Origin of the sequence: Escherichia sp. E14S1, assembly GCF_004211995.1 — a bacterium.
GTDB lineage: Bacteria > Pseudomonadota > Gammaproteobacteria > Enterobacterales > Enterobacteriaceae > Escherichia.
Map to the genome: position 1 here is coordinate 18,783 of NZ_RHJQ01000030.1, position 20,232 is coordinate 39,014.

16 protein-coding genes are annotated in these 20,232 nt (G+C 52.2%); 12 read left to right on the top strand and 4 right to left on the bottom strand.

Annotated features, from left to right (window positions below; translation table 11 throughout):
- Window positions 1-19 precede the first annotated feature (19 nt).
- Window positions 20-1,411: a GntP family permease gene (locus tag D9734_RS21730; RefSeq protein WP_130210501.1), complete on the top strand. Its 1,392-nt coding sequence runs from the start codon at window positions 20-22 to the stop codon at window positions 1,409-1,411.
- 11 nt (window positions 1,412-1,422) lie between these two features.
- A complete protein-coding gene (locus D9734_RS21735) occupies window positions 1,423-2,193 on the top strand; it encodes a 3-hydroxybutyrate dehydrogenase (RefSeq protein ID WP_130210503.1) in 771 nt (256 codons plus the stop codon).
- A 34-nt stretch (window positions 2,194-2,227) separates the two neighbouring features.
- Here the strand turns inward: D9734_RS21735 and osmC are convergent, their stop codons facing one another.
- Window positions 2,228-2,659, bottom strand: coding sequence for a peroxiredoxin OsmC (gene osmC, locus D9734_RS21740; protein WP_000152305.1), 432 nt, complete (start codon window positions 2,657-2,659; stop codon window positions 2,228-2,230).
- 344 nt (window positions 2,660-3,003) lie between these two features.
- On the opposite strand from osmC, the gene bdm reads away from it, so the two are divergent.
- The 6 genes from bdm (at window position 3,004) to D9734_RS21770 (ending at window position 7,204) form a co-directional block, all read left to right on the top strand.
- Entirely contained in the window at window positions 3,004-3,219 is a 216-nt protein-coding gene (gene bdm / locus D9734_RS21745) for a biofilm-dependent modulation protein (protein ID WP_130210505.1), read from the top strand.
- Between the two features lie 101 nt (window positions 3,220-3,320).
- Window positions 3,321-3,458, top strand: a complete 138-nt coding sequence (gene sra / locus D9734_RS21750) for a stationary-phase-induced ribosome-associated protein (RefSeq protein ID WP_000841557.1) — start codon at window positions 3,321-3,323, stop codon at window positions 3,456-3,458.
- 156 nt (window positions 3,459-3,614) lie between these two features.
- Window positions 3,615-5,312 (top strand): malate dehydrogenase, encoded by a 1,698-nt coding sequence (gene maeA / locus D9734_RS21755; protein WP_024166593.1) that lies wholly within the window; start codon window positions 3,615-3,617, stop codon window positions 5,310-5,312.
- Window positions 5,313-5,445: 133 nt separating this feature from the next.
- Complete coding sequence (gene adhP, locus D9734_RS21760; RefSeq protein WP_000642407.1) at window positions 5,446-6,456, top strand: alcohol dehydrogenase AdhP; 1,011 nt, start codon at window positions 5,446-5,448, stop codon at window positions 6,454-6,456.
- A gap of 185 nt (window positions 6,457-6,641) precedes the next feature.
- Entirely contained in the window at window positions 6,642-6,920 is a 279-nt protein-coding gene (locus tag D9734_RS21765) for a type II toxin-antitoxin system RelE/ParE family toxin (protein ID WP_000605676.1), read from the top strand.
- Window positions 6,920-7,204 carry a HigA family addiction module antitoxin gene (locus D9734_RS21770; protein WP_000781370.1) on the top strand — a complete coding sequence of 95 codons (285 nt, stop codon included), beginning with the start codon at window positions 6,920-6,922 and terminating at the stop codon, window positions 7,202-7,204. The genes D9734_RS21765 and D9734_RS21770 overlap by 1 nt, the downstream gene beginning before the upstream one ends.
- A 227-nt stretch (window positions 7,205-7,431) precedes the next feature.
- Here D9734_RS21770 and fdnI read toward each other — a convergent pair whose 3' ends face one another.
- The 3 genes from fdnI to fdnG are packed head-to-tail and all read right to left on the bottom strand — an operon-like array spanning window position 7,432 to window position 12,022.
- The gene (gene fdnI / locus D9734_RS21775) at window positions 7,432-8,085 is read right to left on the bottom strand and encodes a formate dehydrogenase-N subunit gamma (RefSeq protein ID WP_000045638.1); all 654 of its coding nucleotides are present in this window, start codon (window positions 8,083-8,085) and stop codon (window positions 7,432-7,434) included.
- Window positions 8,078-8,962, bottom strand: coding sequence for a formate dehydrogenase N subunit beta (fdnH, locus tag D9734_RS21780; RefSeq protein ID WP_001240581.1), 885 nt, complete (start codon window positions 8,960-8,962; stop codon window positions 8,078-8,080). Before fdnH ends, fdnI begins: the two co-directional genes overlap by 8 nt.
- A gap of 12 nt (window positions 8,963-8,974) precedes the next feature.
- The gene (gene fdnG, locus D9734_RS21785) at window positions 8,975-12,022 is read right to left on the bottom strand and encodes a formate dehydrogenase-N subunit alpha (RefSeq protein WP_077786070.1); all 3,048 of its coding nucleotides are present in this window, start codon (window positions 12,020-12,022) and stop codon (window positions 8,975-8,977) included.
- Window positions 12,023-12,253: 231 nt separating this feature from the next.
- Between fdnG and yddG the strand changes: the two genes are divergently transcribed.
- The 4 genes from yddG (at window position 12,254) to narH (ending at window position 20,165) form a co-directional block, all read left to right on the top strand.
- Window positions 12,254-13,135: an aromatic amino acid efflux DMT transporter YddG gene (gene yddG / locus D9734_RS21790; protein WP_130210507.1), complete on the top strand. Its 882-nt coding sequence runs from the start codon at window positions 12,254-12,256 to the stop codon at window positions 13,133-13,135.
- A gap of 278 nt (window positions 13,136-13,413) precedes the next feature.
- Window positions 13,414-14,802, top strand: a complete 1,389-nt coding sequence (gene narU / locus D9734_RS21795) for a nitrate/nitrite transporter NarU (RefSeq protein WP_130210509.1) — start codon at window positions 13,414-13,416, stop codon at window positions 14,800-14,802.
- An 81-nt stretch (window positions 14,803-14,883) separates the two neighbouring features.
- Window positions 14,884-18,624: a nitrate reductase Z subunit alpha gene (gene narZ, locus D9734_RS21800; RefSeq protein WP_130210511.1), complete on the top strand. Its 3,741-nt coding sequence runs from the start codon at window positions 14,884-14,886 to the stop codon at window positions 18,622-18,624.
- Entirely contained in the window at window positions 18,621-20,165 is a 1,545-nt protein-coding gene (gene narH / locus D9734_RS21805) for a nitrate reductase subunit beta (RefSeq protein WP_130210513.1), read from the top strand. The genes narZ and narH overlap by 4 nt, the downstream gene beginning before the upstream one ends.
- Window positions 20,166-20,232: the final 67 nt, after the last annotated feature.

Below are 20,232 nucleotides of genomic sequence, written 5' to 3' on the forward strand. Positions count from 1 at the left end.
ACGATATTGAGGAGTCTCGATGAGTGTATTAATCGCCCTTGCCGCGCTTGGGCTGCTAATGCTGGCAGCCTATCGCGGATACAGCGTTATCCTTTTTGCCCCCATCGCGGCATTAGGCGCTGTTCTTGTCACCGATCCGGGGGCTGTTGGCCCTGCATTTACCGGCCTGTTCATGGAAAAAATGGTCGGCTTCGTGAAATTGTACTTCCCGGTGTTTCTGCTCGGAGCTGTATTCGGAAAACTGATTGAACTTTCAGGATTTTCTCGTTCGATTGTCGCTGCTGCGATCAACATTCTCGGGCGGCGGCATGCGATTCCGGTAATTGTGCTGGTATGTGCATTGCTCACCTATGGCGGCGTGTCGCTGTTTGTGGTGGCATTTGCCGTTTATCCGTTCGCGGCTGAACTGTTCCGCCAGAGTAACATCCCAAAACGGCTTATACCGGCAACGGTGGCTCTGGGGGCATTCTCTTTTACTATGGACGCTCTGCCCGGCACGCCACAAATTCAGAACATTATTCCCACCAGTTTCTTTGGCACCAACGCCTGGGCCGCGCCGTGGCTGGGGTTTATTGGTTCACTGTTTATCATTGCCGTCGGGCTTATCTATCTGGAGCGGCAGCGTCGTAAAGCGCAGGCAAAAAATGAAGGTTACGGCACAGAGTTACTTAATGAACCTGAAACACCAGATAACATCAATTTACCGAACCCACTCATTGCTATTTCACCGTTGATTCTGGTGGGGCTGTTGAACTTGTTATTTACCTGGTGGATCCCTGTTTGGTACGGTGCGAGCCACCAACTGGCGTTGCCGGGACTTGCCGCCCCGATTACCACAGATGTCGCCAAAATCACCGCTATCTGGGCCGTTGAAGCTGCACTCATTGCCGGAATTTTGCTGGTGGTGATTTTTGGATATCGCAATATTCATGGAAGACTGGCAGAAGGAAGCCGTACAGCGGTGGGTGGCGCAATTCTTGCCGCGATGAACACCGCCTCAGAATATGGCTTCGGTGCAGTTATCGCCGCCCTGCCCGGTTTTCTGGTGCTCTCGAAGGCGCTGGCCGCCATTCCAAATCCATTACTTAACGAAGCCATCAGCATCACCACGCTTGCCGGAATTACCGGTTCAGCTTCCGGCGGGATGAGTATTGCTCTTGCGGCTATGTCCGACACTTTTACTGCCGCTGCGCACGCTGCCAATATTCCACTGGAAGTTTTTCACCGCGTGGCATCTATGGCCAGCGGCGGCATGGATACATTGCCCCATAACGGCGCCGTGATCACCCTGCTGGCAATCACTGGGCTGAGTCACCGTCAGGCTTACGGCGGTATCTTCGCAATTACGATCATTAAAAGTCTGGCCGTGCTGTTTATCATCGGCGTGTACTACACCACCGGCATTGTCTAAGGAAAACCATCATGAATTTACAAGGTAAAACTGCGCTGGTAACGGGGTCCACCAGCGGTATTGGACTCGGTATTGCTCAGACACTGGCAAAAGCCGGCGCGCAAGTGATCCTCAACGGCTTCGGTGATGTTGACGCGGCAATCAATGCGGTTTCTCGTGTGGGTAAAACGCCTGGCTATCATGAGGCAGACCTCAGCGATGAATCGCAGATTGTCAGCATGATGGCCTACGCACGGCGGGAATTTAGCGGTGTCGACATTCTGGTGAATAACGCCGGGATCCAGTATGTCTCCCCGGTGGAATCTTTCCCGGTTGAAAAATGGAACGCCATTATCGCTATCAATCTCTCTTCGGTCTTTCACACCACGCGTCTGGCACTGCCGGAAATGCGCGCCCGTAACTGGGGGCGGATCATTAACATTGCCTCTGTGCATGGACTGGTAGCGTCGAAAGACAAATCGGCTTATGTTGCGGCAAAACATGGCGTGGTGGGACTCACAAAGACCATTGCGCTGGAGACTGCACAGACGGGTATTACCTGCAACACGCTCTGCCCTGGCTGGGTGCTGACACCGTTGGTACAACAGCAGATTGATAAGCGCATTGCGCAAGGTGAAGATGCGGGAAGCGCGCGTGACGCCTTGCTGGCAGAAAAACAGCCTTCTCGTGAATTTGTGACTCCGCAACAACTGGGTGAACTGGCTCTCTTTCTCTGTTCGGATGCGGCAGCACAAGTGCGCGGTGTAGCGTGGAATATGGATGGCGGTTGGGTAGCACAGTAAAAGTTCGCCGGATGACGCGTCATCCGGCAACGCTTTACGATTTCAACTGATAATCCAGCGTAATTTCCGCTTTCAGTACCTGTGAAACCGGGCATCCTGCTTTTGCTTTCTGGATAATGCCGTCAAAGGTGGACGCATCAATACCCGGCACGGCAACTTCGCTCTTCAGTGCGATTTTAGTAATCGCAAAACCAGCATCCACTTTATCCAGCGACACATCGGCGGTGGTATCAATCGATGTTGGCGTGAATCCCGCTTCCCCCAGCATTAATGAAAGCGCCATTGAGAAACATGCGGCATGCGCTGCGCCAATCAGTTCTTCAGGGTTAGTTCCTTTTTCGCCTTCAAAACGCGTGTTAAACCCATACGGCTGTTGGTTCAGCACGCCGCTCTCGGTGGATACTGTCCCCTTCCCGCGTTTAATATCGCCTTCCCAGTGTGCCTGACCTTTCTTATGGATTGTCATTCTTGCTCTCCTGTGGGCTTAAAAAGGAAATTATAGACTACGTGAGAATCAGCACGAGGATAAGCAGGATATTCCGAATAAAATCAGGCGAAAATATTTCTCCTGCACTTAAATTAAACGCCCACAATAGATAACCGGAAATATATAACCCAAGAGATATTACCTCAATATAAATCAACTCATTACAATAACAATCCCCATCAATATCATGCAGTTAAAATATAAAAATCATCAACCAGGACTAATCTTAACAACGAAGCGGTAAATATTTGTCATGCTGAATGTGCTTTATAAATCTGCGATCCGTAGCAGACACCATAAATACACAGACACGGAGAATCACTATGTTTACTTATTATCAGGCAGAAAATTCAACAGCAGAACCCGCTCTGGTTAATGCCATTGAGCAAGGCCTTCGGGCAGAGCACGGTGTTGTCACTGAAGATGACATTCTCATGGAGTTGACCAAATGGGTCGAAGCCTCTGATAACGACATCCTCAGTGACATCTACCAGCAAACGATAATTTATGTGATCAGCGGCCAGCACCCTACGCTTTAAGCTGCTATGCTTGATCGGCAACCTAATTTAGGGGTTTAGCACGTGTTTCTTCGCTACGGCGATGTTGTCCTTAAAACTAGCTACAGGATTGAGGAGTACAAATGAAATCGAATCGTCAGGCACGTCATATTCTTGGACTGGATCATAAAATTTCTAACCAGCGCAAAATAGTTACCGAAGGTGACAAATCCAGCGTAGTAAATACCCCAACCGGCAGAAAACGCCCCGCTGAAAAGTAATCTTTAACAATCAGTCCTCAATGACGATTAAACACCATTGCCTGCGCAATGGTGTTTTTGTTTTTATCTGCTTTATACTTGGGGCCGACGCCCTGGCGGTAAAGCAAAGAAGATAAAAGCACCCCAGGGATGGATATTCAAAAAAGAGTGAGTGACATGGAACCAAAAACAAAAAAACAGCGTTCGCTTTATATTCCTTACGCTGGCCCTGTACTGCTGGAATTTCCGTTGTTGAATAAAGGCAGCGCCTTCAGCATGGAAGAACGCCGTAACTTCAACCTGCTGGGGTTACTGCCGGAAGTGGTCGAAACCATCGAAGAACAAGCGGAACGTGCGTGGATCCAGTACCAGGGATTCAAAACCGAAATCGACAAGCACATCTACCTGCGTAATATCCAGGACACTAACGAAACCCTCTTCTACCGTCTGGTAAACAATCATCTTGATGAGATGATGCCTGTTATTTATACCCCAACCGTCGGCGCAGCCTGTGAGCGTTTTTCTGAGATCTACCGTCGTTCACGCGGCGTATTTATCTCTTACCAGAACCGCCACAATATGGACGATATTCTGCAAAACGTGCCGAACCATAATATCAAAGTGATTGTGGTGACCGACGGCGAACGTATTCTGGGGCTTGGTGACCAGGGCATCGGCGGGATGGGCATTCCAATTGGTAAACTGTCGCTCTATACCGCCTGTGGCGGTATCAGCCCGGCGTATACGCTGCCGGTGGTGCTGGATGTTGGCACTAATAACCAGCAACTGCTTAACGATCCGCTGTATATGGGCTGGCGTAACCCGCGTATTACAGACGACGAATACTATGAATTTGTTGACGAATTTATCCAGGCTGTGAAACAACGCTGGCCGGACGTGCTGTTACAGTTTGAAGACTTCGCGCAAAAAAATGCGATGCCACTGCTTAACCGCTATCGCAATGAAATTTGTTCCTTTAATGATGATATTCAGGGAACCGCGGCGGTAACGGTAGGCACACTGATCGCAGCCAGTCGCGCGGCAGGCGGTCAGTTAAGCGAGAAAAAAATCGTCTTCCTCGGTGCAGGTTCAGCGGGATGCGGCATTGCCGAAATGATCATCGCCCAGACCCAGCGCGAAGGATTAAGCGAGGAAGCGGCGCGGCAGAAAGTCTTTATGGTCGATCGCTTTGGCCTGCTGACCGACAAGATGCCGAACTTGCTGCCTTTCCAGACCAAACTGGTGCAGAAGCGCGAAAACCTCAGTGACTGGGATACCGACAGCGATGTGCTGTCACTGCTGGATGTGGTGCGCAATGTCAAACCGGATATTCTGATTGGTGTCTCCGGACAGGCCGGGCTTTTCACCGAAGAAATCATCCGTGAGATGCACAAACACTGTCCGCGTCCGATCGTGATGCCGCTGTCTAACCCGACCTCACGCGTGGAAGCCACACCGCAGGACATTATCGCCTGGACCGAAGGTAACGCGCTGGTCGCCACTGGCAGTCCGTTTAACCCAGTGGTATGGAAAGATAAAATCTACCCTATCGCCCAGTGTAACAACGCCTTTATTTTCCCGGGCATCGGGCTGGGCGTTATTGCTTCCGGCGCGTCACGTATCACCGATGAGATGCTGATGTCGGCAAGTGAAACGCTTGCTCAGTATTCGCCGCTGGTCCTGAACGGCGAAGGTCTGGTACTACCGGAACTGAAAGATATTCAGAAAGTCTCCCGCGCAATTGCGTTTGCGGTTGGCAAAATGGCGCAGCAGCAAGGCGTGGCGGTGAAAACGTCTGCCGAAGCTTTGCAACAAGCCATTGACGATAATTTCTGGCAAGCCGAATACCGCGACTACCGCCGTACCTCCATCTAAGCCTGCGCCCGGTAGTGAAGGCTACCGGGCAATTTTTCTCTCCCTTTTTCAGATCTCATCCATACTGGGTAGTGGCGAATAAATCTCATTTGCCTCACCTGCTATGCAGAACATCATCCGAAAAGGAGGAACTATGAAGGCTGCGGTTGTTACGAAGGATCATCATGTTGACGTTACGGATAAAACACTGCGCTCACTGAAACATGGCGAAGCCCTGCTGAAAATGGAGTGTTGTGGTGTATGTCATACCGATCTTCATGTTAAGAATGGCGATTTTGGTGATAAGACCGGTGTGATTTTGGGTCATGAAGGTATTGGTGTGGTGGCAGAAGTTGGCCCAGGTGTCACCTCATTAAAACCAGGCGATCGTGCCAGCGTGGCGTGGTTTTACGAAGGATGCGGTCATTGCGAATACTGTAATAGTGGTAACGAAACCCTCTGTCGTTCGGTAAAAAATGCCGGATACAGCGTTGATGGCGGGATGGCGGAAGAGTGCATCGTGGTCGCCGATTATGCGGTAAAAGTGCCAGATGGCCTGGACTCGGCGGCGGCCAGCAGCATTACCTGTGCGGGCGTCACCACCTATAAAGCGGTGAAACTGTCAAAAATTCGTCCTGGGCAGTGGATTGCTATTTACGGTCTTGGCGGTCTGGGTAACCTCGCCCTGCAATACGCAAAGAATGTATTTAACGCCAAAGTGATCGCCATTGATGTCAATGATGAGCAGTTAAAACTGGCGACCGAAATGGGCGCTGATTTAGCGATTAACTCACGCACTGAAGACGCCGCCAAAATTGTGCAGGAAAAAACCGGTGGCGCTCACGCCGCTGTGGTGACAGCGGTGGCTAAAGCTGCGTTTAACTCGGCGGTTGATGCTGTACGAGCAGGCGGTCGTGTTGTGGCTGTCGGTCTGCCGCCGGAGTCTATGAGCCTGGATATCCCACGCCTTGTGCTGGATGGTATTGAAGTGGTCGGTTCGCTGGTCGGCACGCGCCAGGATCTAACCGAAGCCTTCCAGTTTGCCGCTGAAGGCAAAGTGGTGCCGAAAGTCGCCCTGCGTCCGTTAGCGGACATCAACACCATCTTTACCGAGATGGAAGAAGGCAAAATCCGTGGCCGTATGGTGATTGATTTCCGCCGCTAAGAGGCCTTTGCTGCGACTGCCATGTTCGGGTCGCAGCCTGTTTTGCGAGACGCTTTCCGCAATTTCACTCTTCTTCTTTTCCTCCCCCATCTTTCCCCTCACAATTCGCGAAAACGTAGCGAAATTTGTTGCGCTGCACGGAACAATAGTGATAGTGTTCCTTTCGAGGGAACAAGGATGAAGAGATGATAATGAATTTCAGACACAAGGGATTGCGTGACTTGTTTCTTCTCGGCAAAACCTCCGGCGTTATACCGACGCAAGTCAAACGATTACGCCACCGACTCGCTGTGATTGATGCAGCAAGCTGTCTTGCTGATATCGATATGCCCGGTTACCGACTACACCCGTTAAGCGGCGATCGCGATGGAATTTGGGCGATATCTGTCTCGGGCAACTGGCGAATCACATTTGAATTCGTCAATGGCGATGCATACATACTGGATTACGAGGACTATCACTGATGAAAATGGCCAATCATCCCCGCCCGGGGGACATTATTCAGGAATCACTGGACGAACTTAATGTCAGCCTGCGCGAGTTTGCCAGAGCAATGGAAATTGCGCCCTCAACGGCAAGCCGATTGCTGACCGGAAAAGCAGCGTTGACGCCAGAAATGGCAATTAAACTTTCCGTGGTGATCGGCAGTTCACCGCAAATGTGGCTGAATCTGCAAAACGCCTGGAGCCTGGCAGAGGCTGAAAAAACGGTGGATGTGTCGCGACTGCGCCGTCTGGTTACGCAATAAAAAAATGGCACCTTTTAAAGCGCCATTTGAAACTGATGACAAACGCAACATTGCCCGATGCGCTACGCTTATCAGGCCTACACGTTCACTGCAATCTATTGGATTTGAACGGTTTGTAGGCCGGATAAGGCGTTCACGCCGCATCCGGCATGAACAAAGTGCACGTTGTCTACAATAAAAAATGGCGCCTTTTACAGCGCCATTTTCAGCTTAAAGTTCAAAAGAGATTATATCCCTTCTTCACTCTCTTTTTTCGCTTCTGCCTTCTCGATTTCACGATACCAGCGCGGATGGTGTTTCTTCGCCCAGCGACGGCTCACCTTCCCTTCGATCATCCCTTTAATCGACCCTTTCACCCAGAATGCCATATACATATGGATCAGGATGGCGTGGATCAGGATGATACCCGCAGCCGCGTGGATCAGCAGGCTGTAGCGAACAACCTGCATCGGGAAGTACTGCGCAAAGTACGGACGCCAGATAATCACCCCGGTCACCAGCAGCACAAAAATCATGCTCATGATCGACCAGAACATCATCTTCTGTCCGGCGTTGTACTTACCAACATCCGCCACTTTGTGCTCATTGCCTTTCAATACTTCAACAATGTTCAACAGCCACGGAATATCTTTCTTATCCGGGATGTTGTGATGCACAAAGCGGAAGAACATAAACATCAGCGCGACGAAAATCGCAATGCCGAAGAACGGGTGCAAAATGCGCCCCATCTGCGGCGTACCGAAGGTTTGCGTCAGCCATTGCAGCGTCGGGAAGAAGAACGAAATCCCGGACAGCGCCACCAGGAAGAAGCAAATCACCACGGTCCAGTGACAGGCGCGATCAATAAACTTGGTGCGCACAATCATTTTCGACTTACTCATGATGCTCCTCCTCGTCATCGTCCACTTCCTTATTCGGGCCAATACCGATGTAGTGGAAAATCAACCCAGCAAAAGTGGCGATAAAGCCAGCCGCTGCCAGCGGTTTCAACGCGCCTTTCCACAGGTTTACCGAGGTGTCGATCTTCGGATCTTTCGGCAGACCGTGATACAGCTCCGGCTGATCGGCGTGATGCAGCACGTACATAACGTGCGTACCACCGACACCTTCCGGGTTGTAGACGCCAGCATGTTCGTAACCACGCGCTTTCAGTTTCGCCACGCGCTGTTCCGCCAGCTCCAGCATCTCCTTCTTGGTGCCAAAGTGGATAGCCCCGGTCGGACAAGTTTTCACACAAGCCGGTTCCTGACCGACGCTGACGCGATCGACGCAGAGTGTGCATTTATATACCCGGTTATCCTCTTTGTTGAGGCGCGGAATATTAAACGGACACCCGGCAATGCAGTAACCACAGCCGATGCAGTTTTCCGACTGGAAATCGACAATCCCGTTAGCGTACTGAATGATTGCACCAGCAGACGGGCACGCCTTCAGGCAGCCCGGATCTTCACAGTGCATACAGCCGTCTTTACGGATCAGCCACTCCAGCTTGCCGTTCTGTTCGGTTTCGCTAAAGCGCATCACCGTCCAGGACTTGGCGCTCAGATCGGCGGGGTTATCGTAAACCCCGACGCAGTGCCCCACTTCATCACGGATGTCGTTCCACTCCGAACACGCCACCTGACAGGCTTTACAGCCGATACAGGTAGAAACGTCGATAAGTTTCGCGACTTCTGCTTTGTAATCACGCACCTGCGAAGGCGGCGTGATGGAGTTAGTTGCGGACCTTTTGATAATGTCCTGCGTTTCCATAGCCATCTGTTCGCCCCCTTACGCCTTCTCGATGTTTACTAAGAACGCTTTATATTCCGGCGTTTGCGAGTTTGCATCACCGACATTCGGCGTCAGAGTGTTAGCGATATAACCTTTACGCGCGACACCCTCAAAGCCCCAGTGGATTGGAATACCCACCGTTTCAACCTGCTGACCGTTTACATTCAGCGGTTTCAGACGGCGCGTTACCACAGCCACCGCGCGGATAAAACCACGCTTGCTGGAGACAGTGACACGATCGCCATTGGCAATGCCTTTCGCTGCCGCCAGCGTTTCGCTTATTTCCACAAACTGTTCCGGCTGAGCAATTGCGTTGAGCAACGCGTGCTTGGTCCAGGTGTGGAAGTGCTCGGTCAGACGATAGGTCGTACCCACATACGGGAACTGCTCTTTTTTACCCATCCGCAGCGCGTCTTGTTCATACAGACGAACAACCGGGTTAGAAACCACGTTCGGATGCAGCGGGTTAGTACCCAGCGGCGTCTCAATTGGTTCGTAGTGTTCCGGGAACGGGCCTTCCGCCATTTTGTTAATGGCAAACAGACGTCCCATCCCTTCCGGCTGCATGATAAACGGCCCGGTTGGCGTACCCGGTGCTGCATTGCCGAAGTCCGGAATATCGTTACCCGTCCACTTGCTGCCGTTCCACTGGATCAGCATCCGTTTCGGATCCCACGGTTTACCGTTGATATCCGCCGAAGCACGGTTGTAGAGTACGCGACGGTTGAGCGGCCACGCCCAGGCCCATCCCAGCGTATTCCCCAGACCGGATGGGTCGGAGTTATCGCGGTTAGCCATCTGGTTGCCCTGCTCTGTCCAGCTACCGGTGTAGATCCAGCAAGAAGATGCGGTCGTACCGTCATCACGCAGATGCGCGAAGCTACTCAGCAACTGACCTTTCTTCGCAATCAGCACCCCATTAGCGTCATAGAGATCTTCCAGCGCATAGCCGTTGTTCTCTTTTGCCACTTCGTCAGATTGCGGTTCGTGCGGCTGCTTGTAGTTCCAGCTCATCTTCATCAGCGGTTCTACGCCTTTACCACCTTCGGCCTGGTACAGCTCGCGCAGATGATGGTAGATACCCGCCAGAATTTCGCCGTCGTTACGCGCTTCGCCCGGCGCGTCCTGACCTTTCCAGTGCCACTGCAACCAGCGACCGGAGTTAGCGATAGAACCATCCTCTTCAGCAAAGCAGGTCGAAGGCAGACGGAATACTTCAGTCTGAATAGACGCCGGATCGACATCGTTCGACTCGCCGTGGTTCTGCCAGAAAGTAGAGGTTTCAGTCACCAGCGGATCGATAACCACCATGTACTTCAGCTTGCTCAGGCAGCTAACCACTTTGTTTTTGTCCGGGAAGGACGCAACCGGGTTAAAGCCCTGGCAGAAATAACCGGTGACTTTGCCTTCGTCCATCATGTTGAAATACTTGATGACGTCGTAGGTCTGATCCCACTTCGGCAGCCAGTCGTAGCCCCAGTTATTCTCTTTCTGCGCGGCATCGCCGTAGAAAGATTTCATCAGGCTAACGAAGAACTTCGGATAGTTGCTCCAGTAGTTCACCTGATCGGCCAGCGTCGCTTTCGGCGTGTTCGCTTCCAGATACGACTGCAAATCAACCTGTTTTTCTGACGGCAGCGTCAGATAACCCGGCAGGCTGGTAGAGAGCAGGCCTAAGTCGGTCAGGCCCTGAATGTTGGAGTGACCACGCAATGCGTTCACGCCGCCACCGGCCATACCCATGTTACCGAGCAGCAACTGGATCATCGCCATGGTACGGATGTTCTGCGCACCCACGGTATGCTGCGTCCAGCCCAGCGCGTACAGGAAGGTGGTTGTGCGATCCGGCGCGCTGGTGGAGGCCAGCACTTCACACACTTTCAGGAAGTCGGCTTTTGGCGTACCGCAGATGTTTTCAACAACGTCCGGCGTGTAGCGGGAAACGTGCTCTTTCAGCAGGTTCCACACACAGCGCGGATGAGTCAGTGTTTCATCGCGTTTCGCATAGCCGTTTTCATCGAACTGATAGTTCCAGGACGACTTATCGTACTGGCGTTTTTCAGCGTCATAGCCGCTGAACAGGCCATCTTCGAAAGCAAAATCATCACGCACCAGCAGGCTGGCGTTGGTGTAATGCTTAACGTATTCGGCGTTGATTTTGTTATTTTCGATCAGGTAGCGCAAAACGCCAGACAGGAACGTAATGTCCGTACCGGAACGAATAGGTGCGTAAATATCCGCTACAGAAGCGGTACGCGTAAAACGGGGATCGACAACGATCAAGGTTGCATCGTTGTTGTTTTTCGCTTCCATCGCCCAGCGGAAACCGACGGGATGTGCTTCAGCAGCGTTACCGCCCATCACCATTACGACATTAGCGTTTTTGATATCCACCCAGTGGTTGGTCATCGCACCGCGACCAAATGTTGGAGCAAGACTTGCTACCGTTGGTCCGTGTCAGACGCGCGCCTGGTTGTCTACCGCCAGCATCCCGAGGGAGCGGGCAAATTTTTGAGTCAGCATCCCGGTTTCGTTGCTGGCACCGGAGGCACACAGCATACCGGTAGAAAGCCAACGGTTTACCGTTACGCCCTGCTCGTTCTTTTCAATAAAGTTGGCATCACGGTCAGCTTTCATCAGCTTCGCAATACGGGAGAATGCTTCATCCCAGCTAATGCGCTGCCATTTGTCAGAACCTGGCGCACGATATTCCGGGTAGCGCAGACGGTTTTCGCTGTTGACGTAATCCAGCAAACCGGCCCCTTTCGGGCATAACGCACCACGGCTTACCGGATGATCCGGGTCACCTTCAATGTGATAAATCGCTTCTCTGGCGTTTTTCGCGCCATCACCCAGGCTATACATCAATAGCCCGCAACCTACGGAACAGTATGTGCAGGTGTTACGGATCTCTTTCGCGCGTAATAATTTGTAGTTTCGCGCCTGAGCCAGTGCTTGCTTCGGGGCAAAGCCCAATGCTGCTACTGTTGTTCCCGCCATACCGCCCGCGCAGATTTTAAAAAATTGTCTGCGACTGACGTCCATTGCTTTCCTCTTTTTTCAGGGGTATTACTGCGCGAGGAAACTAACAGTAAAATTCTGAATCTTTTTGCGCGAAATCAAAAAGAACACCTGTTTGCCACAAAATAATCCGCCTGCGCAAATTGACCTACCTCAATGGCGGTAGAAAAACACACCACTGCCTGACAGCCTGGTTAAAAAAATGCTATAAATTTCAGCTTAATTTTTAACGGCAAGAGAGACTAAACAGCGAGCATGACACGACAAAAAGCAACGCTCATAGGGCTAATAGCGATCGTCCTGTGGAGCACGATGGTAGGATTGATTCGCGGCGTCAGTGAGGGGCTCGGCCCGGTCGGTGGCGCAGCTGCTATCTATTCATTAAGCGGGCTGCTGTTAATTTTCACGGTTGGCTTTCCGCGCATTCGGCAGATCCCCAAAGGTTATTTACTTGCGGGGAGTTTCTTATTCGTCAGCTATGAAATCTGTCTGGCACTTTCCTTAGGGTATGCAGCAACCCGCCATCAGGCAATTGAAGTGGGCATGGTGAACTATTTATGGCCCAGTCTGACGATACTTTTTGCCATTCTGTTTAATGGCCAGAAAACCAACTGGCTGATTGTACCAGGATTATTATTAGCCCTTGGTGGCGTCTGCTGGGTATTAGGGGGTGAAAATGGCCTCAAGCCGGATGAAATTATCAACAATATCACTACCAGCCCGTTGAGTTATTGCCTGGCTTTTATTGGTGCTTTTATCTGGGCCGCTTATTGCACGGTCACCAATAAATATGCCCGTGGATTTAACGGTATTACCGTTTTCGTCCTGCTGACGGGAGCAAGTTTGTGGGTTTACTATTTTTTAACGCCGCAACCGGAGATGGTATTTAGCACGCCCGTCATTATAAAACTTATCTCAGCGGCATTTACTTTAGGATTTGCTTACGCGGCGTGGAACGTCGGCATTTTACATGGCAACGTCACCATTATGGCGGTAGGTTCGTATTTTACGCCTGTGCTTTCGTCGGCGCTTGCTGCGGTACTGCTTAGTGCTCCGCTATCGTTCTCTTTCTGGCAAGGCGCATTGATGGTCTGCGGCGGTTCCCTGCTCTGCTGGCTGGCAACGCGTCAACGATAAGCAAAGGCTACGACAATAAAGCCACGATTCATACGGCAACAAATACGTTTGCCGTATGTTAGTTTAAAAATAAGTAAAAAATATGATGCATCATTGTTACATTCAGTAACACATATCCATTCAGATAATCAGCTTTCTCCCCCCGCAGATTCGCTTTGTTATCTATTCTTTCAATCAGCACTTCACTCTATTTACTCTTAATTCTAATAACGGACCATTGCGTCCAATGTCCTGCCTTGTCTTTTTTTCATTAACAATGTGTGCATGTGAGGAAGAATATGGCACTACAAAATGAGAAAAATAATCGTTACCTTTTACGCGACTGGAAGCCAGAAAATCCGGCCTTCTGGGAAAATAAAGGAAAACACATTGCCCGAAGAAACCTCTGGATATCAGTAAGTTGTTTACTCCTTGCCTTCTGTGTCTGGATGTTATTTAGCGCAGTTGCCGTTAATCTCAATAAAATCGGCTTTAATTTCACTACTGATCAGCTTTTTTTATTAACCGCCTTACCTTCCGTTTCCGGTGCATTATTGCGTGTTCCCTACTCCTTTATGGTGCCTATATTCGGCGGACGCCGTTGGACAGTTTTTAGTACCGCGATTCTGATTATTCCTTGCGTCTGGCTCGGTATTGCTGTGCAAAATCCGAATACCCCTTTTGGGATATTTATTGTTATTGCTTTGCTCTGTGGTTTTGCTGGCGCGAACTTTGCTTCGAGTATGGGAAATATCAGTTTTTTCTTCCCGAAAGCCAAACAAGGCAGTGCATTAGGGATTAATGGCGGGTTGGGGAATTTAGGCGTCAGCGTGATGCAACTGGTTGCGCCGCTGGTGATTTTTGTACCGGTATTTGCTTTTCTTGGCGTCAATGGCGTACCGCAGGCCGATGGTTCGGTGATGTCGCTGGCGAACGCCGCATGGATTTGGGTACCGCTACTGGCGATTGCCACTATCGCCGCCTGGTCAGGGATGAATGATATTGCCAGTTCACGTGCGTCAATTGCTGACCAGTTGCCCGTTTTGCAACGGTTGCATCTGTGGCTGCTGAGTCTGCTCTATCTCGCTACCTTTGGCTCGTTTATCGGTTTTTCCGCCGGATTTGCCATGCTGGCAAAAACACAGTTCCCGGATGTGAATATTCTGCGCCTGGCGTTCTTTGGCCCGTTTATCGGTGCCATCGCGCGGTCGGTGGGTGGTGCTATTTCCGATAAATTCGGCGGCGTGCGGGTGACGTTGATCAACTTCATTTTTATGGCGATTTTCAGCGCCCTGCTGTTCCTTACCCTACCTGGCACGGGTTCCGGCAATTTCATCGCATTTTACGCTGTGTTTATGGGGTTATTCCTTACCGCTGGTTTGGGAAGTGGTTCTACTTTCCAGATGATCGCTGTCATCTTTCGCCAGATAACGGTTTATCGCGTCAAGATGAAAGGCGGCAGCGATGAACAGGCCCAGCGAGAAGCAATCACTGAAACGGCGGCGGCGCTGGGCTTTATTTCGGCCATCGGCGCGGTGGGCGGCTTCTTTATTCCACAAGCATTTGGCATGTCGCTGAATATGACCGGATCGCCAGTGGGCGCGATGAAAGTGTTTTTAATCTTTTACATCATCTGTGTGCTGCTGACCTGGCTGGTTTATGGTCGGCGGAAGTTCAGCCAAAAATAAGAGATCGATGCCTGATGTACAACCGTGTCGCATCCGACAAGGCATCAGATCCCAAATCATTCCTGGAGCAGGAGTCATGTCATGAGTAAACTTTTGGATCGCTTTCGCTACTTCAAACAAAAGGGCGAAACCTTTGCCGATGGTCACGGACAGGTGATGCATAGCAACCGCGACTGGGAAGATAGCTATCGCCAGCGTTGGCAATTCGACAAAATCGTGCGTTCCACCCACGGCGTTAACTGCACTGGCTCCTGTAGCTGGAAAATCTACGTTAAAAATGGCCTGGTGACCTGGGAAATCCAGCAGACCGACTACCCGCGCACTCGCCCTGATCTGCCCAATCATGAACCCCGCGGCTGCCCGCGTGGCGCAAGTTACTCCTGGTATCTTTACAGCGCTAACCGCCTGAAATACCCGCTAATTCGTAAACGACTGATTGAACTGTGGCGCGAAGCCCTTAAACAGCACAACGATCCAGTACTGGCGTGGGCATCGATTATGAACGATCCGCAAAAGTGCCTGAGCTACAAACAAGTGCGTGGGCGCGGCGGCTTTATCCGCTCCAACTGGCAGGAACTAAACCAGCTGATTGCCGCAGCTAACGTCTGGACCATCAAAACCTATGGCCCGGATCGCGTTGCCGGATTCTCACCGATTCCGGCGATGTCGATGGTATCTTACGCCGCCGGAACGCGTTATCTGTCTCTGCTTGGCGGCACCTGTTTAAGTTTCTACGACTGGTATTGCGACCTGCCGCCCGCCTCGCCAATGACCTGGGGCGAGCAAACCGACGTGCCAGAATCTGCCGACTGGTATAACTCCAGCTACATCATCGCCTGGGGATCTAACGTACCGCAGACGCGCACGCCAGACGCTCACTTCTTTACCGAAGTGCGCTACAAAGGCACCAAAACTATCGCCATTACCCCTGACTACTCGGAAGTGGCAAAACTGTGCGACCAGTGGCTGGCGCCAAAGCAAGGCACTGATAGCGCGCTGGCGATGGCAATGGGCCATGTGATTTTAAAAGAGTTTCATCTCGATAATCCCAGCGACTACTTTATCAACTACTGCCGCCGCTACAGCGACATGCCGATGCTGGTAATGCTGGAACCACGTGAAGATGGCAGCTACGTTCCCGGGCGCATGATCCGCGCGTCTGACCTGGTGGATGGACTGGGCGAAAGCAACAATCCGCAGTGGAAAACCGTGGCGGTTAATACCGCAGGTGAACTGGTGGTGCCGAACGGTTCGATTGGTTTCCGCTGGGGAGAAAAAGGCAAATGGAATCTGGAATCCATTGCCGTCGGTACGGAAACCGAATTGTCGTTAACCCTGCTCGGTCAACACGACACCGTTGCAGGCGTGGCCTTCCCCTACTTTGGCGGCATTGAAAATCCGCACTTTCGCAGCGTAAAACACGATCCTGTACTGGTGCGCCAGCTGCCGGTGAAAAATCTGACTCTCGCCGATGGCAGTGTCTGTCCGGTGGTCAGCGTTTATGATTTGGTACTGGCGAATTACGGCCTCGATCGCGGGCTGGAAGATGAAAGCAGCGCGAAAGATTACGCTGAAATCAAACCGTACACCCCAGCCTGGGGTGAGCAAATTACCGGCGTACCGCGCCAGTATATTGAAACCATCGCCCGCGAATTTGCTGATACCGCCCATAAAACGCATGGGCGCTCGATGATTATCCTCGGTGCTGGCGTCAACCACTGGTATCACATGGACATGAACTACCGCGGGATGATCAATATGCTGATCTTCTGCGGTTGTGTCGGGCAAAGCGGCGGCGGCTGGGCGCACTATGTCGGTCAGGAAAAACTGCGCCCGCAAACCGGCTGGTTGCCGCTGGCCTTTGCGCTCGACTGGAACCGTCCACCGCGCCAGATGAACAGCACCTCGTTTTTCTACAATCACTCCAGCCAGTGGCGCTATGAAAAAGTCACCGCGCAGGAATTGCTCTCACCGCTGGCCGACGCCAGTAAATACAGCGGTCATCTGATTGATTTCAACGTTCGCGCCGAGCGCATGGGCTGGCTACCTTCTGCGCCGCAACTGGGGCGTAACCCGCTATCCCTGAAAGCCGAAGCCGACAAGACCGGATTATCACCCGCCGAATTTACCGCCCAGGCACTGAAGTCAGGCGAGTTACGCATGGCCTGCGAACAGCCGGACAACGGCAGCAACCATCCGCGTAACCTGTTTGTCTGGCGTTCAAACCTGCTTGGCTCGTCCGGCAAGGGCCACGAGTATATGCAGAAGTATCTGCTGGGTACGGAAAGTGGCATTCAGGGGGAAGAACTTGGACCGACGGAGGGAATCCAACCGGAAGAAGTTGAGTGGCAAACTGCAGCGATTGAAGGCAAGCTCGACCTGCTGGTGACGCTCGACTTCCGTATGTCCAGCACCTGTCTTTTCTCCGATATTGTTCTGCCTACCGCCACCTGGTACGAAAAAGACGATATGAATACTTCGGATATGCATCCGTTTATTCATCCACTTTCTGCGGCGGTCGATCCGGCCTGGGAATCACGCAGCGACTGGGAAATCTACAAAGGTATCGCCAAAGCCTTTTCGCAAGTGTGCGTGGGACATCTCGGCAAAGAAACGGATGTTGTGCTGCAACCGTTGTTACACGACTCTCCGGCAGAGCTCTCACAGCCGTGTGAAGTGCTCGACTGGCGCAAAGGCGAATGCGATCTGATCCCTGGCAAAACTGCCCCCAATATTGTGGCGGTGGAACGCGACTACCCTGCTACCTATGAACGCTTTACCTCGCTCGGGCCACTGATGGACAAACTTGGCAACGGCGGTAAAGGGATTTCGTGGAATACCCAGGATGAAATCGATTTCCTCGGTAAACTCAATTACACCAAGCGTGATGGCCCGGCACAGGGGCGTCCGCTGATTGACACCGCCATTGATGCGTCAGAAGTGATTCTGGCGCTGGCACCGGAAACCAACGGCCATGTGGCGGTCAAAGCGTGGCAGGCGCTGGGCGAAATCACCGGACGCGAACATACCCATCTGGCGCTGCACAAAGAGGACGAGAAGATTCGCTTTCGCGATATTCAGGCGCAGCCACGTAAAATTATCTCCAGCCCCACATGGTCCGGTCTCGAAAGCGATCACGTCTCCTACAACGCCGGATACACCAACGTTCATGAGTTAATTCCGTGGCGCACGCTGTCGGGCCGTCAGCAGCTGTATCAGGATCATCCGTGGATGCGTGCTTTTGGTGAAAGCCTGGTGGCTTATCGCCCGCCTATCGACACCCGCAGCGTCAGTGAAATGCGCCAGATCCCGCCAAACGGCTTCCCGGAAAAAGCACTTAACTTCCTGACGCCGCACCAGAAATGGGGCATTCACTCCACCTACAGTGAAAACCTGCTGATGCTGACGCTCTCGCGCGGCGGGCCGATTGTCTGGATCAGCGAAACCGATGCCCGTGAACTGACCATTGTCGATAACGACTGGGTGGAAGTGTTTAACGCCAACGGCGCGCTGACTGCCCGCGCGGTTGTTAGCCAGCGCGTACCGCCGGGCATGACCATGATGTATCACGCCCAGGAACGCATTATGAATATCCCCGGCTCGGAAGTAACCGGCATGCGCGGCGGCATTCATAACTCGGTCACCCGCGTGTGTCCGAAACCGACGCATATGATTGGCGGTTACGCGCAGCTGGCCTGGGGCTTCAACTACTACGGCACCGTCGGCTCGAACCGCGACGAATTTATCATGATCCGCAAGATGAAGAACGTTAACTGGCTGGATGATGAAGGTCGCGATCAGGTACAGGAGGCGAAAAAATGAAAATCCGTTCGCAAGTCGGCATGGTGCTTAACCTCGACAAATGTATCGGCTGCCATACCTGTTCGGTGACCTGCAAAAACGTCTGGACCGGTCGCGAAGGCATGGAGTACGCATGGTTTAACAACGTCGAAACCAAACCGGGCATTGGTTACCCGAAAAACTGGGAAGATCAGGAAGAGTGGCAAGGCGGCTGGGTCCGCGATGTCAACGGTAAGATCCGTCCGCGTCTGGGCAGCAAGATGGGGGTAATAACCAAAATCTTCGCCAACCCGGTGGTGCCGCAGATTGACGATTACTACGAACCTTTCACCTTCGACTACGAACATTTGCATAGCGCGCCAGAAGGTAAACATATTCCCACCGCCCGCCCGCGTTCGCTGATTGACGGTAAGCGGATGGACAAAGTGATCTGGGGGCCAAACTGGGAAGAACTGCTGGGCGGAGAGTTCGAAAAACGCGCCCGCGACCGCAACTTCGAAGCCATGCAAAAGGAGATGTACGGGCAGTTTGAAAACACCTTCATGATGTATCTGCCGCGTCTGTGCGAACACTGCCTCAACCCCAGCTGCGTGGCGACCTGCCCCAGCGGCGCTATCTACAAACGCGAAGAAGATGGCATTGTGCTGATCGATCAGGATAAATGCCGTGGCTGGCGTTTGTGCATTAGCGGTTGTCCGTACAAAAAAATCTACTTCAACTGGAAAAGCGGGAAGTCAGAAAAATGTATCTTCTGTTACCCGCGAATTGAGTCAGGCCAACCAACCGTGTGCTCAGAAACCTGCGTGGGTCGCATCCGGTATCTGGGCGTGCTGCTTTACGACGCCGACCGCATTGAGGAAGCGGCGAGCACCGAGCGCGAGGTTGATCTCTATGAGCGCCAGTGCGAAGTGTTCCTCGATCCGCACGATCCCTCAGTGATCGAGGAAGCCCTGAAACAAGGTATTCCACAAAATGTGATTGAAGCTGCCCAGCGTTCGCCTGTCTACAAAATGGCGATGGACTGGAAACTGGCGCTACCGTTGCACCCTGAATATCGCACCCTGCCGATGGTCTGGTACGTTCCTCCGTTGTCGCCGATTCAGTCCTACGCTGATGCGGGCGGTTTGCCGAAAAGCGAAGGCGTGCTCCCCGCCATCGAAAGCCTGCGTATTCCGGTGCAATACCTCGCCAATATGTTGAGTGCCGGCGATACCGGCCCGGTACTGCGTGCGCTAAAAAGGATGATGGCGATGCGCCACTATATGCGTTCACAAACCGTAGAAGGCGTAACGGATACCCGCGCCATCGACGAAGTGGGTTTGAGCGTCGCTCAGGTCGAAGATATGTATCGCTATCTCGCTATCGCCAACTATGAAGATCGTTTTGTCATTCCGACCAGTCATCGTGAAATGGCGGGCGACGCTTTCGCAGAACGTAACGGCTGCGGCTTTACTTTTGGCGACGGTTGCCACGGCTCGGACAGCAAATTTAACCTGTTCAATAGTAGCCGAATTGATGCCATCGACATTACCGAAGTACGCAATAAAGCGGAGGGCGAATAATGCAGATCCTCAAAGTGATCGGCCTGTTGATGGAGTATCCGGACGAGCTGCTGTGGGAAAGCAAGGA